Genomic DNA, 14,290 nt, shown 5'->3' with positions numbered 1-14,290 from the left:
CCCGTCGCGGCCTAGCGGGTGGCGTTCAGGCCCGAGGGTTCGCCGCCGGTGAGGCCCGCCACCGACTGGTTGGCCTGCAGCACGTTGTCGGCGCCAGAGACCAGCGTCTTGGGCTCGGCCACCCCGGCCGCGCGGGACCAGTAGACCTGCTGACTGGAACCGCCCACGGCGATGTCGGCCTGGCTGAGCAGGGTCAGCCGCGCCTTGGCGCCGTAGCCGTAGGCATCGACCTTGGCCAGGCCATCGCTGCCGCGCACCTTGGCCTGCACCTGCTGATAGCCGCCGCCGATGCTCAGGCTGGCCACGGCGCCCCTGACCGTGGTCACGCTGCCCAGGCCATGGATGGTTAGCGCCCGGGCGCTGTCGAGCACCAGGCGATGATGGCTGCCATAGACCGACACCTCACCGCACTGGCCTTTCAGGGTCAGGGTATTGCCCTCGCCGGACAGGGACACGTCGCGCCCCTCGCAGTCGAGGGTCCGGGTGATGTTCATGCCTTCGATATCGATGGGATCGGCGGCCGCCGCGCGAGATTCCTCGGCCTGGACCAGCAGCGGCGCGATGACCAGACAGCAACCCAGCAACGCCTTGAATGACGACATGGAGACTCCTTGTCTTGCCTAGAGTGGGAAACTCATCGGCAGGCTTGGAGGCTGGCGCCGGCGGGACATTTGACCCGCCAGCCGACATTTTTTCATGCCGTGATGGACGCCGCGTTTTGCCATTGCCAGGCTAGACACTAACATGCGCCCTTTCGTGAGCCCAGAGCGCTTGATGAAGACTCCTCGCGTTTCCCTCGATCAGTGGCGGACCCTGCAGGCGGTGGTGGATCACGGCGGCTACGCCCAGGCCGCCGAGGTGCTGCATCGTTCCCAGTCGTCGGTCAGCTATACCGTCGCGCGCATGCAGGAGCAGCTCGGCGTGCCGCTGTTGCGCCTGGAGGGACGCCGCGCCGTACTGACCGATGCCGGTGCCGTGCTTCTGCGTCGCTCGCGCCGCCTGGTGCAGCAGGCCAGCCAGCTGGAGGAACTGGCCTACCACATGGAACAGGGCTGGGAGTCCGAGGTGCGGCTGGTGGTGGACGCCGCCTACCCCACCCGCCCGCTGCTGCTGTGCCTGCGCGAATTCATGCCGCAGAGTCGCGGCTGCCGGGTACGGCTGCGCGAAGAGGTGCTGTCCGGCGTGGAAGAGGCCCTGCTCGACGGCTCGGCGGACCTGGCGATCACCGGGCTGGTGATCGCCGCGCACCTGGGGGCCTCCCTCGGCACCGTGGAATTCGTCGCCGTGGCCCATCCCGAGCACCCCCTGCACCAGCTGCAGCGCACCCTGGTGACCGCCGATCTGGAAGAACAGCTGCAGATCGTGATCCGCGACAGCGGCCGCGCCCAGCCACGGGATGCCGGCTGGCTGGCCGCCGAGCAGCGCTGGACGGTGGGCAGCATCAGCACCGCGGCGACCTTCCTGCGGGACGGCCTGGGCTTCGCCTGGCTGCCCCGGGACGCCATCCAGACCGATCTCGAGGCCGGCCTGCTCAAGCCGCTGCCGCTGGAACAGGGCGCCCAGCGCTTTCATCCCTTCCAGCTCTACAAGACCCGCCAGCACGAGCTGGGCCCGGCCTCGCAGATCCTCATGAACCTGCTGCGCAAGCATGCCCTGCCACGCTGACCGTGGCGGGGTGCCGGCCGGGTTGCTATCGTTCGCCAGTCGTCTCTGCCACTCAAGGATCCATCATGTTCAAAGCCCTGCTTGCCGCCTGCGCGCTGTTCGTCGCCTCCTCCACCTGGGCCGCGGACAATCCGCACGTGCTCATCAGCACCAACAAGGGTGACATCGAGGTCGAGCTGGACGCGGCCAAGGCACCGGTCAGCACCGAGAACTTCCTCGGCTACGTCGACAGCGGCTTCTACAAGGGCACCCTGTTCCACCGGGTCATCCCCGGCTTCATGATCCAGGGTGGCGGCTACACCCGCGACATGCAGGAAAAGCGCACCAAGGCGCCGATCAAGAACGAAGCCGACAACGGCCTGAAGAATCTGCGCGGCACCCTGGCCATGGCGCGGACCTCGGACGTCAACTCCGCCACCAGTCAGTTCTTCATCAACGTCGAGAACAATGCTTTCCTCGACCACGGCTCGCGCGACTTCGGCTATGCGGTGTTCGGCAAGGTCGTGCGCGGCATGGAAGTCGTCGACCAGATCGCCGGGGTGCAGACCACTCGCCAGGGCATGCTGCGCGACATTCCCCGTGAACCGGTCATGATTCTCGCTGCCAAACGGCTGTAAGCCGACCCGTCCGGCTGGAGGGCCCCGCGCCGTCCAGCCCGAGTGGCGAGGTCCCTACCCAGCGACGCGAGACGCTGTCTCCCCCTCACAAGGACCCCGCATGATCTTTCGCCGCTTCGAACGCATCATCGATGCGTTTCGGGAAGCCCCCGACGAAATGCCCCCCGCCAGTGTCGGCGCCTTCTATCTGCACTTCCTCAAACAAGCCTGGCCGGCCTTCGCCCTGCTGCTGGCGGTCGGCCTGATCGGCGCCCTGATCGAGGTCGCCCTGTTCAACTTCATCGGCCAGATCGTCGACCTGGCCGGCAGCGCGCCCAACAGCACGGTGTTCTTCCAAGAACACGGCGGCACCCTGATCTGGATGGCGGTTGTCACCCTGGTCATCCGGCCGCTGTTCATCAGCCTGCACGACCTGCTGGTGCACCAGACCATCACCCCCAGCCTCACCACCCTGATCCGCTGGCAGAACCATCGCTATGTGCTCAAGCAGAGCCTGGGCTTCTTCCACAGCGACTTCGCCGGGCGCATCTCCAACCGCATCATGCAGACCGGTGTCTCCCTGCGCGATTCGGCGGTGCAGGCGGTGGACGCCATCTGGCACGTGCTGATCTTTGCCGTCACCTCGCTGATCCTGTTCGCCCAGGCCGACGTCTGGCTGATGGTGCCCCTGGTCCTCTGGATCATCGGCTACGTCATCGCCCTCTGGTATTTCGTGCCCCAGACCAAGGAGCGCTCGGCCATCGCCTCCGAAGCCCGCTCGCAACTCTCCGGGCGCATCGTCGACGGCTACACCAACATCTCCACCCTCAAGCTGTTCTCCCATTCGGCCCAGGAGGAGCAATACGCCCGCCAGGCCATGGAAGAGCAGACCGAAAAGGCCGAGAGCGCCGCGCGCCTGATCACCGCCATGGGCGTGACCATCGCCATCCTCAGCGGCTTCCTCATCGCCGGCACCACTGGCCTCGCCCTCTGGCTCTGGCACCAGGGCGTCATCTCCGTGGGCGCCATTGCCCTGGCCACCGGCCTGGTGATCCGCATTAACAGCATGTCCGGCTGGATCATGTGGGTGGTCAACGGCATCTTCGAGAACATCGGCATGGTGCAGGACGGCATGAGCACCATCGCCAAGCCGCGTCAGGTCGGCGATGCCCCGGACGCCAAGCCCTTGCAGGTGAGCCGTGGCGCCGTGCTGTTCGAGGACATCCATTTCCACTACGGCAAGGGCGCCGGCATCATCGAAGGCCTGACCCTCGACGTGGCCCCGGGCGAGAAGATCGGCCTGGTCGGCCCTTCGGGTGCCGGCAAGTCCACCCTGATCAACGTCCTGCTGCGTCTCTATGACCTGGAAGGCGGTCGCATCCTGGTCGATGGCCAGGACATCGCCCACGTCACCCAGGAAAGCCTGAGATGCCAGGTCGGCGTGGTCACCCAGGACACCTCGCTGCTGCACCGCTCGATTCGCGAGAACCTGCTCTACGGCCGCCCCGAGGCCACCGACGAGGAGCTGCACGCCGCCCTGCGCAAGGCCAAGGCCGACGACTTCATCGCTCGCATCACCGACGCCCATGGCCGTACCGGCCTGGACGCCCAGGTGGGTGAACGCGGCGTCAAGCTCTCCGGCGGCCAGCGCCAGCGCATCGCCATCGCCCGCACCCTGCTCAAGGACGCGCCCATTCTGCTGCTGGACGAAGCCACCTCCGCCCTCGACTCCGAGGTGGAAGCGGCCATTCAGGAGAGTCTGGAAACCCTGATGGAAGGCAAGACGGTGATCGCCATCGCCCACCGGCTGTCGACCATCTCGCGCATGGATCGCCTGGTGGTCATGGAGCGCGGCCAGATCGTCGAGATGGGTTCCCACGACGAGCTGATCGCCTACAACGGTCTCTATGCCCGCCTATGGCGCCACCAGACCGGCGGTTTCGTCGGTCACGGCGTGCCGGGCAGGCAGCGGGTGCGCAGCAGCTCCAACTGACGCTCCTGGTCCAGGCCCGGGTAGAAGCCTTCGATCTTCTGCAGGCCGCCCAGCCAGCTGCGTCTTTCCACCACGCACTCGAACACCGGGCAGGCCGCCTGCCCGGTGGCGCCGCAGTCGCGGTAGTAGGTCAGCCGCTGGCTTTTCTGCGCGGTACCCTGGAACGGGCCCTGGCGCTCCTGCAGCACATAGAAGTCGATGTCCGCCGCACTGCGATGATTCTCCCACTGGAACGCCAGGGTACTGGGATAGAACAGCACCAGCAGGCCCGCCAGCAGCACCCAGAGAATGCCCGCCGTCACCGGCAGGGGCAGCCGCGAACGAAAGCGGCGGCCACCGCGGATGATCAGCGCCGTCACTATCGTGACCAGCGCCAGGGCTATGCACAGCGCCGGCAGACCGGTGATGACCTGCCCTGCCACGCCGATGTCCAGGCCACTGGGCGACGGCACCGTCCGATAGCCGATCTCCAGTCGCTCCCAGCCCACCCGATTGCCGATCAGGCCGGCGAGACCGAAGACCGCGGCCAGGCCGACCAGAGCCCAGAAGGTACGAGGATTGCTGTTGCGCATGGGAAACGTCCAGACAAAGACCGGGAGACTGCCTAAGCCCGCAGGCGTTGGCAAATCAGAATTTCTCCGCTACCCGGCCCTCTATAGAAGGCGATCTGCAGAGGAATCCGTCCATGACCATCGATCTCGCCCGCGCCGTCCACATCGTCGAAAAGGCCTTTCTGCCGCTGCACGGCGAGGTCCGTGAAGACCCCAGCGACGCCAGCTTTTCCTTCGTGGTGACGGACGGCAGCCAGGTCCTGGCCTCGGTCGCCCACGTCGCCCGCAGCCAGTACAGCCACGCCGGCCACCTCGCCGCGCTGATCGAGCGGACCCGCCTGGAACTGGCGCACGACGGCCATCGGCTGGAACCTTGGTCGATGCCGGGCTAGCCGCTGGCCGCTGCCGGGCAGCGGGAGGTTCGGCAAGGCGCTGTCGAGCTGATAGACTGCCGCCCCGCAGCCGCCACACCCCGTGGCCCAACGCGAGTGGTTATCGTGGAAATTTTCAAAGAATTCATTTTCGAAGCCGCGCACTTCCTGCCCAATGTTCCGGCAGGTCACAAGTGCGGCCGTCTCCATGGGCATTCCTTCAAGGTAGGCCTGCACATCGAAGGCGCGGTCGATCCCCATACCGGCTGGGTCCGGGATTTCGCCGACATCAAGGCCGTCTTCAAACCCCTGTACGAGCGTCTCGACCATCACTACCTGAACGACATCCCGGGCCTCGAAAACCCTACCAGCGAGGTGCTCGCCCGCTGGATCTGGCAACAACTCAAGCCCCAGCTCCCCGAGCTCAGCCAGGTCCGCGTCCATGAGACCTGCACCTGCGGCTGCATCTACCGCGGCGACTAATTCGCCCCTCCCATTCAAGGTGGCGATGGCGGCAGTCATTTTTCTGCCATAATTCGCGCCTGCCAACTGTCGACGTATCCCCATGTTCGAACTTTTCAGCGGACTCCACGCCTGGGTCGCCATCAGCCTCGTCTTGGCCCTGGCCTTTGTGCTGGCCTTTGAATTCATCAACGGCTTCCACGACACCGCCAACGCCGTCGCCACGGTGATCTACACCAAGGCCATGCCGCCGCACCTCGCGGTGTTCTTCTCCGGCATCTTCAATTTCCTCGGTGTGCTGCTCGGCGGCGTTGGCGTCGCCTACGCCATCGTCCACCTGCTGCCGGTGGAGCTGCTGATCAACGTCAACACCGGCCACGGCCTGGCCATGGTGTTTTCCCTGCTCGCCGCGGCCATCACCTGGAACCTGGGCACCTGGTACTTCGGCATCCCCGCCTCCAGTTCCCACACCCTGATCGGCTCCATCCTCGGCGTCGGCGTGACCAACGCCCTGCTCACCGGCATCCCGATGAGCGAAGGGGTGAACTGGCAGAAGGCGATCGACATCGGTCTGTCGCTGATCTTCTCGCCGCTGGCCGGCTTCGCCGTCGCCGGCCTGCTGCTGCTCGCCCTCAAGCGCTGGCGGCCGCTGTCGAAGATGCACAAGACCCCGGAACAGCGCCGCGAAGTGGACGCCAAGAAGCATCCGCCGTTCTGGAATCGTCTGATGCTGGTCCTCTCGGCCATGGGCATGAGCTTCGTGCATGGCTCCAACGACGGCCAGAAAGGCATCGGCCTGATCATGCTGGTGCTGATCGGCATCGTCCCGGCCAAGTTCGTACTGGACCTGGACAGCACCACCTACCAGATCGAGCGCACCCGCGACGCCGCCATCCACCTGGGTCAGTTCTACGAGCGCCAGGGCGACAACCTCAAGGACTTCCTCGCCGAAGTGCCCGGCAATCGCGACCTGCCCCAGGAATTCCGCTGCGCCCCGCACATGACCGTGCCGACACTGCAGGCACTGCTGGCCGATCTGGAAGGCATCACCGACTACCGGGCCATGAGCGACGACCATCGCCAGCAGGTGCGCCGCTACCTGCTGTGCCTGGACGACACCGCCAAGAAGGTGAGCAAGCTGCCGGTGTTGACCGCGCGCGATCGCGACGACCTGAGCCGCCTGCGCAAGGATCTCACCAGCACCACCGAATACGCGCCCTTCTGGGTCATCATCGCGGTCGCCCTGGCCCTGGGCATCGGCACCATGGTCGGCTGGCGCCGGGTGGTGCTGACCGTCGGCGAGAAGATCGGGCGCCAGGGCATGACCTATGCCCAGGGCGTCAGCGCCCAGGTGACGGCCGTGGCCGCCATCGGCATGGCCAACGTCTTCGCCCTGCCCGTCTCCACCACCCACGTGCTGTCCTCGGGCGTGGCCGGCACCATGGTCGCCAATCGCAGCGGCCTGCAGGGCAGCACGGTGCGCAACATCCTGATGGCCTGGGTCCTGACCCTGCCGGCCTCCATGGCCCTCTCCGCCGGCCTGTTCTGGCTGGCGCACCTGTTCCTGTGATCCGCGCCGACCGGGCGCCGCATCGGCGGCGCCCGGTCGGACCCCTCGTCGGGAAAGCCTGAACAGGATAGCTATTGACGAGTCTAGTGAAATGTGTCCCAGCAGAGACACCTTTCCGAGACAGCCGTACGGTGAACGTCAATGACTCCTGCGACCTACATCCTTCTTCTGATTCTGGGCTGGCTGGCCCTGGCGCTGGCCATACTCTGGGCCATGCTGCGCCTGGCACGTCGCGCCAGACCCGTGGCGACCTCCTCGCCCAGCGTGCTGCCCAAGGCCACCCCCACCGCCCCCGTGAGTCCAGCCAAACACCTGGTCTGCTAGAACTGCGGACGTGACGAGGCCCCCTCGACACCCAGGGAGTGCGCGGGAGAAAAAAGAAGGATTCTTATTGTTTGAAAGGAAGGGATTCGAGCGAAGGCGAATCAGGTGAGCAGGGTATTTTCCTGAGCGCTGCGGCTCATCTGCTCGAGGATCTGGTCTTGCTGCTGCGGGGTCAGGGTGTCCCAGCAGTGGTGCTTGATGAACAGCCCGGCGCCAAAGGCGACGTACAGCGACAGGGCGACGATGACGAGCGTTTCCAGCCCGACGATAGCCCAGGAACGACTCTTGGACGCATTGTCCTTGGTTTTCATAACGACCTCATCAGATTAAGAGGGGCAATAGTTTAGTCCCTTAAGCAACTGCCGTGCAGCGCCAGCCGTCGAATGGTCAAGTCTCTTGACCTGGTTGTTCGATGCAGGCGATCGCTTCCAACGGACCCAGCACAGCGGCAACCTCTGCCCACCGCCAGGCCGAGGCAGCGCGAATGCACGCCAGGCGCCGCGCTGGTATACTCCGCCGACTGACGGGTCGCTGCAGGCCCTGCCGGTTCCGCTGGCTGTATCGGCCGATCCCGCAATTTCCGCAGCGACGCTTTGTCGCATCGCACGTCCATCGCCGCCGCGCCTGTCGCGCGGCCCGATAACGCCTTCTTGGGGCGTCTATCGACTCAAGGGTCGATCCTCGCTCGCCCGGCTTCGCGCCACAGCTGTGATAAAGAGGAGTTAAAGCAAGACATGTCCACCACGTCGAAGATCATCTACACCCTGACCGACGAAGCGCCCGCCCTGGCGACCTATTCGCTGCTACCCATCGTCGAGGCCATCACCGCCTCCTCCGGCGTCGCCCTCGAAACCCGTGACATCTCCCTTGCCGGTCGCATCATCGCCCTCTTCCCCGAGTACCTGAAGGAAGAGCAGCGCATCTCCGACCACCTCGCCGAACTCGGCGAACTGGCCACCACTCCCGAAGCCAACATCATCAAGCTGCCCAACATCAGCGCCTCGGTCCCGCAGCTCAAGGCGGCGATCAAGGAACTGCAGGGTCAGGGCTACGCCCTGCCGGACTATCCGGACGAGCCCAAGGACGACAAGGAAAAAGACGTCAAGGCGCGTTACGACAAGGTCAAGGGCAGCGCCGTGAACCCGGTCCTGCGCGAAGGCAACTCCGACCGCCGCGCGCCGCTGTCGGTCAAGAACTACGCCCGCAAGCACCCCCATCGCATGGGCGCCTGGAGCGCCGACTCCAAGTCCCACGTCGCCCACATGGACGCCCATGACTTCTATGGCAGCGAGCGCTCGGCCACCATCGAGAACGCCGGCAGCCTGAAGATCGAACTGATCGGCAAGGACGGCAGCAGCAAGGTCCTGAAAGAGAAGACCGCGGTCAAGGCCGGCGAGATCGTCGACGCCTCGACCATGAGCCGCAAGGCCCTGCAGAGCTTTATCGCCGCCCAGATCGAAGACGCCAAGGCCAAGGGCGTGCTGTTCTCCGTGCACCTGAAGGCCACCATGATGAAGGTCTCCGACCCCATCATGTTCGGCATCATCGTCGGCGAGTTCTACAAGGACGTGCTGGCCAAGCACGAAACCGCGCTGAAAGAAGCCGGCTTCGATCGCAACAACGGCATCGGCGACCTTTACGCCCGCCTGTCCAGCCTGCCGGAAGCCACCCAGTCCGCCATCAAGGCCGATTTCGACGCCCAGTACGCCCAGCGTCCGGCGCTGGCCATGGTCAACTCCGACAAGGGCATCACCAACCTGCACGTGCCGAGCGACGTCATCGTCGACGCCTCCATGCCGGCCATGATCCGTGACTCCGGCAAGATGTGGAACGCCGAAGGCAACCTGCAGGACACCAAGGCCATCATCCCCGACCGCTGCTATGCCGGCGTCTACCAGGTGGTGATCGAGGACTGCAAGCAGCACGGCGCCTTCAATCCCAGCACCATGGGCAGCGTGCCCAACGTCGGTCTGATGGCACAGAAGGCCGAGGAATACGGCTCCCACGACAAGACCTTCCAGATCCCCACCGACGGCACCGTGCGCGTGACCGACGACCAGGGCAAGGTGGTCTTCGAGCATCCGGTCGAGGCCGGTGACATCTGGCGCATGTGCCAGACCAAGGACGCGCCGATCCAGGACTGGGTCAAGCTGGCCGTCAACCGCGCCCGCGCCAGCAACACCCCGGCCATCTTCTGGCTGGACCAGAATCGCGCCCACGACGCCCAGGTCATTGCCAAGGTCGAGCGCTACCTCAAGGACCACGACACCAACGGCCTGGACATCCGCGTCCTGGCGCCCGAGGAAGCCACCCGCGTGTCCCTGGAGCGCATCCGCAAGGGCGAGGACACCATCTCGGTGACCGGCAACGTCCTGCGCGACTACCTGACCGACCTCTTCCCCATCATGGAACTGGGCACCAGCGCCAAGATGCTGTCCATCGTCCCGCTGATGAACGGCGGCGGCCTGTTCGAGACCGGTGCCGGCGGCTCCGCGCCCAAGCACGTCCAGCAGTTCGTGCAGGAAAACCACCTGCGCTGGGATTCCCTGGGCGAGTTCCTGGCCCTGGCCGAATCCCTGAACCACCTGGGCGAGACCACCGGCAACGCCAAGGCCAAGATCCTGGCCAAGACCCTGGACCAGGCCAACGGCAAGTTCCTCGACAGCAACAAGTCGCCGTCGCGCAAGGCCGGTGAACTGGACAACCGCGGCAGCCACTTCTACCTGGCGCTGTACTGGATCCAGGCCCTGGCCGAGCAGAGCGAAGACGCCCAGCTCAAGGCCCAGTTCGAGCCCGTGGCCAAGTCGCTGACCGCCGACGAAGCCAAGGTGGTCGCCGAGTTGAACGGCGTCCAGGGCCAGGCCGTGGACATCGGTGGCTACTACCACCCCGACCAGGCCAAGACCCGCCAGGCCATGCGTCCGAGCGCCACGCTCAACGCCGCCCTGGAACAGCTCAAGGGCTGAACCTGAGGGCTGCGTCCGCAGCCTGAATGGGTGATCACAGCGAACCCCGGCCCCGACCGGGGTTCGCTGCATTTGGGGCACGCAAAGCTTAAGGCGTATACTGCGCGATTACCGATAGCGGAGTCCGAGATGGATTGGCACGCCCACGTCACCGTGGCCACCGTGGTGGAAGACGTCGGTCGCTTCCTGCTGGTGGAAGAAGAGAAGCAGGGTCGCCTGGTGCTCAACCAGCCGGCCGGGCACCTGGAGCCAGGCGAGAGCCTGATCGAGGCGGCGCGGCGCGAAACCCTGGAAGAAACCGCCTGGCAGGTGGAGATCCTCGGCGTGATCGGCATCGGCCTCTATGTCGCCCCGGCCAATGGCGTCACCTACTATCGCACGGCCTTCCATGCCCGCCCCCTGGCCCACCAGCCGGAGCGCGCCCTGGATGCCGACATCACCCGCGCGGTGTGGCTGACGCTCGACGAGATCCGTGCCGAGCAGGCCCGCCTGCGCAGCCCCCTGGTCCTGGACGCCATCGAGAAATACCTGGACGGCCACCGCTATCCCCTGTCGATGATCGTAGATATGAGAGGTTTTTGAAGTGAACGGCACCCGCGTCATCGTCGGCATGTCCGGCGGAGTGGATTCCTCGGTCTCGGCCCTCTTGCTCAAGGAGCAGGGCTATCAGGTCGAGGGCCTGTTCATGAAGAACTGGGACGAGGATGACGGCACCGAGTACTGCACGGCCAAGGAAGACCTGGCCGATGCCCAGGCGGTCTGCGACCGCATCGGCATCAAGTTGCACACGGCCAACTTCGCCGCCGAGTACTGGGATCACGTCTTCGAGCACTTCCTCGCCGAATACAAGGCTGGCCGCACGCCGAATCCGGACATCCTCTGCAACCGCGAGATCAAGTTCAAGGCCTTCCTCGACTACGCCCTGGCCCTGGGCGCCGACCTGATCGCCACCGGCCACTATGTGCGCCGCCGCGACGTCGACGGCCAGACCCTGCTGCTCAAGGGCCTGGATGCCAACAAGGATCAGAGCTATTTCCTCCACGCCGTGGGCGGCGAGCAGCTGGCGCGCACCCTCTTCCCGGTGGGCGAGCTGGAAAAGCCCGAGGTCCGCGCCATCGCCGAGCTGCATGGCCTGGCCACCGCGCGCAAGAAGGATTCGACCGGCATCTGCTTTATCGGCGAGCGTCGCTTCAGCGACTTCCTCAAGCAGTACCTGCCGGCCCAGCCGGGCGACATCGAGACCACCACCGGCGAGGTCATCGGCCGCCACCACGGCCTGATGTACCACACCATCGGCCAGCGCCAGGGCCTGGGCATTGGCGGCATGAAGGACGCCGGTGACGATCCCTGGTACGTCCTGAGCAAGGACCTGACCCGCAACGTGCTGATCGTCGGCCAGGGCAATGCCCACCCCTGGCTGTTCGCCGAGGCGCTGACCGTCAGCGAGATGTTCTGGGTCAATGACCTGGAGCTCGCCCAACCACGCCGCCTCACCGCCAAGGTCCGCTATCGCCAGCAGGACCAGCCCTGCCGGATCGAGCGCCAGGGCGCCGGCTACCGGGTGGTCTTCGACGAACCCCAGCGCGCCGTGACCCCCGGCCAGTCGGTGGTCTTCTACGACGGCGACGTCTGCCTGGGCGGCGGTGTGATCGAACACTATCAACCCGCCTGCGCCGAGGCGCCCGCCGCATGAATCGTACCCAGGAACAACTCATCGCCCTGGGCGGCGTCTTCCAGGCCGCCGTGCTGGTCGACCAGCTGGCACGCACCGGCCAGGTCGCGGAAGAACCCCTCGCCTGCCTGCTCGGCAGCCTACTGGTGCGCGATCCGGGCAGCACCCTGGAAGTCTATGGCGGCAGCGTCACACCCCTGCGTGAGGGCCTGGGCGCCCTTTCCAGCACCCTGGAGCGCAACCCCAACAGCCTGCAGCGCGAGCCCCTGCGCTATGCCCTGGCGATGACCGCCCTGGAACGCAAGCTGGAGAAGCGCGGCGACCTGCTCGATCTCATTGGCCGGCGCCTCACCCAGATCCAGTCCCAGGTCGAGCACTTCGGGGTCGCTCACGAGAACGTCATCGCGGCCTGCGGGGGTCTCTACGAGGACACCCTGAGCACCTTCAAGCAGCGCATCCAGGTGCAAGGCGAGATGCGCTACCTGCAGCAATCCGCCACCGCCTCGCGGGTGCGCGCCCTGCTGCTGGCCGGTATCCGCTCCGCGCGTCTATGGCGGCAGCTCGGCGGTCATCGCTGGCAACTGGTGCTGAACCGCCGCAAGCTGCTCGACAACCTCTATCCCTTGCGCAACGGATGATCCCGGACCGGCCGGCGGCGGTACTAAAGCCCCGGCCTTTGCGTGTAGAATTCCGCCCCTTTCTCCCCCGCTACCAAGAGAATGCCCATGCAGCTCTCCTCGCTCACCGCCGTATCGCCCATCGACGGCCGTTACGCCGGCAAGACCGCCGCCCTGCGCCCCATCTTCAGCGAATTCGGCCTGATCCGTTTCCGCGCCCAGGTCGAGGTCCGCTGGCTGCAGCGCCTGGCCGCCCACGCGGGCATTCCCGAGGTCGCGCCCTTCTCCGCCGAGGCCAATGCCCTGCTGGACAAGCTGGCCACCGAGTTCAGCGTCGAGCAGGCGCAGCGGGTCAAGGACATCGAGCGCACCACCAACCACGACGTCAAGGCCATCGAGTACCTGCTCAAGGAAGAGGTCGCCGGCCTACCGGAACTGGCCGCGGTCAGCGAATTCATCCACTTCGCCTGTACCTCCGAGGACATCAACAACCTGTCCCACGCGCTGATGCTGCGCGAAGGCCGTGACCAGGTGCTGCTGCCGTTGATGCGCCAGATCGCCGGCGAGATCCGCGTGCTGGCCCATCGCTTCGCCGACGTGCCCATGCTCTCGCGCACCCATGGCCAGCCCGCCTCCCCCACCAGCCTGGGCAAGGAACTGGCCAACGTGGTCTATCGCCTGGAGCGCCAGATCGAACAGATCGCCGCCATCCGGCCGCTGGGCAAGATCAACGGCGCGGTGGGCAACTACAACGCCCACCTGTCCGCCTACCCGGACGTCGACTGGGAAGCCAATGCGCGCACCTTCATCGAAGGCGACCTCGGCCTGACCCTGAATCCCTACACCACCCAGATCGAGCCGCACGACTACATCGCCGAGCTGTTCGACGCCATCGCCCGCTTCAACATTATCCTGATCGACTTCGACCGGGACATCTGGGGCTACATCTCCCTCGGCTACTTCAAGCAGAAGACCGTGGCCGGCGAGATCGGCTCCTCGACCATGCCGCACAAGGTCAACCCCATCGACTTCGAGAACTCCGAAGGCAACCTGGGCATCGCCAACGCCATCCTCCAGCACCTGGCCAGCAAGCTGCCGATCTCCCGCTGGCAGCGCGACCTGACCGACTCCACCGTGCTGCGCAACCTGGGCACCGGCCTGGCCCACGGCGTGATCGCCTACGAAGCCACCCTCAAGGGCATCGGCAAGCTGGAGCTCAACGCCGCGCGCATCGCCGAAGACCTGGACGCCTGCTGGGAAGTCCTGGCCGAGCCGGTGCAGACCGTGATGCGCCGCTATGGCGTGGCCAACCCCTACGAGAAGCTCAAGGAGCTGACCCGCGGCAAGGGCATCAGCGCCAGCGCCCTGCAGGACTTCATCGACGGCCTGGAAATCCCTGAAGCCGCCAAGGCCGAACTGCGCCAGCTGACCCCGGCCGGCTATATCGGTAACGCTGCCGAGCAGGCCCGTCGGGTCTGAGGCTGCCTTCTTTTTCACGCCCGG

15 protein-coding genes are annotated in these 14,290 nt (G+C 65.8%); 12 read left to right on the top strand and 3 right to left on the bottom strand.

All coding sequences use genetic code 11. The annotated features are described in order from the left end of the window. Positions 1-11 precede the first annotated feature (11 nt). A complete protein-coding gene (locus CFE50_RS03730; RefSeq protein WP_286731301.1) occupies positions 12-602 on the bottom strand; it encodes a DUF3060 domain-containing protein in 591 nt (196 codons plus the stop codon). A 172-nt stretch (positions 603-774) separates the two neighbouring features. Here CFE50_RS03730 and CFE50_RS03725 point away from each other — a divergent pair, with 172 nt between their 5' ends. The 3 genes from CFE50_RS03725 (at position 775) to CFE50_RS03715 (ending at position 4,254) form a co-directional block, all read left to right on the top strand. Continuing rightward, the gene (locus CFE50_RS03725) at positions 775-1,665 is read left to right on the top strand and encodes a LysR family transcriptional regulator (protein ID WP_007158868.1); all 891 of its coding nucleotides are present in this window, start codon (positions 775-777) and stop codon (positions 1,663-1,665) included. Positions 1,666-1,727: 62 nt separating this feature from the next. After that, positions 1,728-2,282 carry a peptidylprolyl isomerase gene (locus tag CFE50_RS03720; RefSeq protein WP_027599788.1) on the top strand — a complete coding sequence of 185 codons (555 nt, stop codon included), beginning with the start codon at positions 1,728-1,730 and terminating at the stop codon, positions 2,280-2,282. 100 nt (positions 2,283-2,382) lie between these two features. After that, complete coding sequence (locus CFE50_RS03715; protein WP_286731297.1) at positions 2,383-4,254, top strand: ABC transporter ATP-binding protein; 1,872 nt, start codon at positions 2,383-2,385, stop codon at positions 4,252-4,254. Here CFE50_RS03715 and CFE50_RS03710 read toward each other — a convergent pair. Further along, positions 4,209-4,826: a hypothetical protein gene (locus CFE50_RS03710; RefSeq protein WP_286731295.1), complete on the bottom strand. Its 618-nt coding sequence runs from the start codon at positions 4,824-4,826 to the stop codon at positions 4,209-4,211. The genes CFE50_RS03715 and CFE50_RS03710 overlap by 46 nt on opposite strands. Before the next feature lie 113 nt (positions 4,827-4,939). Here CFE50_RS03710 and CFE50_RS03705 point away from each other — a divergent pair, with 113 nt between their 5' ends. From CFE50_RS03705 to CFE50_RS03690, 4 genes are all read left to right on the top strand, one after another. Then, entirely contained in the window at positions 4,940-5,197 is a 258-nt protein-coding gene (locus tag CFE50_RS03705; RefSeq protein ID WP_278441629.1) for a DUF1652 domain-containing protein, read from the top strand. Between the two features lie 105 nt (positions 5,198-5,302). Then, a complete protein-coding gene (gene queD, locus CFE50_RS03700) occupies positions 5,303-5,659 on the top strand; it encodes a 6-carboxytetrahydropterin synthase QueD (RefSeq protein ID WP_074583066.1) in 357 nt (118 codons plus the stop codon). An 82-nt stretch (positions 5,660-5,741) separates the two neighbouring features. Further along, positions 5,742-7,208 carry an inorganic phosphate transporter gene (locus CFE50_RS03695; protein ID WP_007158874.1) on the top strand — a complete coding sequence of 489 codons (1,467 nt, stop codon included), beginning with the start codon at positions 5,742-5,744 and terminating at the stop codon, positions 7,206-7,208. A gap of 141 nt (positions 7,209-7,349) precedes the next feature. Then, the gene (locus CFE50_RS03690) at positions 7,350-7,532 is read left to right on the top strand and encodes a hypothetical protein (protein ID WP_042133499.1); all 183 of its coding nucleotides are present in this window, start codon (positions 7,350-7,352) and stop codon (positions 7,530-7,532) included. Between the two features lie 101 nt (positions 7,533-7,633). On the opposite strand, the gene CFE50_RS03685 is transcribed toward CFE50_RS03690, so the two are convergent. Then, positions 7,634-7,843, bottom strand: a complete 210-nt coding sequence (locus CFE50_RS03685) for a hypothetical protein (RefSeq protein ID WP_007158876.1) — start codon at positions 7,841-7,843, stop codon at positions 7,634-7,636. Positions 7,844-8,266: 423 nt separating this feature from the next. Between CFE50_RS03685 and CFE50_RS03680 the strand changes: the two genes are divergently transcribed. The 5 genes from CFE50_RS03680 (at position 8,267) to purB (ending at position 14,266) form a co-directional block, all read left to right on the top strand. Then, positions 8,267-10,498: an NADP-dependent isocitrate dehydrogenase gene (locus tag CFE50_RS03680; RefSeq protein WP_241809711.1), complete on the top strand. Its 2,232-nt coding sequence runs from the start codon at positions 8,267-8,269 to the stop codon at positions 10,496-10,498. Positions 10,499-10,627: 129 nt separating this feature from the next. Further along, positions 10,628-11,080: an NUDIX hydrolase gene (locus CFE50_RS03675; RefSeq protein WP_241809710.1), complete on the top strand. Its 453-nt coding sequence runs from the start codon at positions 10,628-10,630 to the stop codon at positions 11,078-11,080. Between the two features lies 1 nt (position 11,081). Further along, entirely contained in the window at positions 11,082-12,191 is a 1,110-nt protein-coding gene (mnmA, locus tag CFE50_RS03670; protein ID WP_027599793.1) for a tRNA 2-thiouridine(34) synthase MnmA, read from the top strand. Next, positions 12,188-12,808 (top strand): high frequency lysogenization protein HflD, encoded by a 621-nt coding sequence (hflD, locus tag CFE50_RS03665; protein WP_286731281.1) that lies wholly within the window; start codon positions 12,188-12,190, stop codon positions 12,806-12,808. The genes mnmA and hflD overlap by 4 nt, the downstream gene beginning before the upstream one ends. 87 nt (positions 12,809-12,895) lie before the next feature. Continuing rightward, a complete protein-coding gene (gene purB / locus CFE50_RS03660) occupies positions 12,896-14,266 on the top strand; it encodes an adenylosuccinate lyase (RefSeq protein ID WP_241809328.1) in 1,371 nt (456 codons plus the stop codon). Positions 14,267-14,290: the final 24 nt, after the last annotated feature.

The sequence above is a fragment of the Pseudomonas sp. PGPPP4 genome (assembly GCF_002256045.1).
In the GTDB taxonomy this organism is placed as follows: Bacteria; Pseudomonadota; Gammaproteobacteria; order Pseudomonadales; family Pseudomonadaceae; genus Chryseomonas; species Chryseomonas oryzihabitans.
This window is presented reverse-complemented; position numbering and strand designations above follow the sequence as displayed.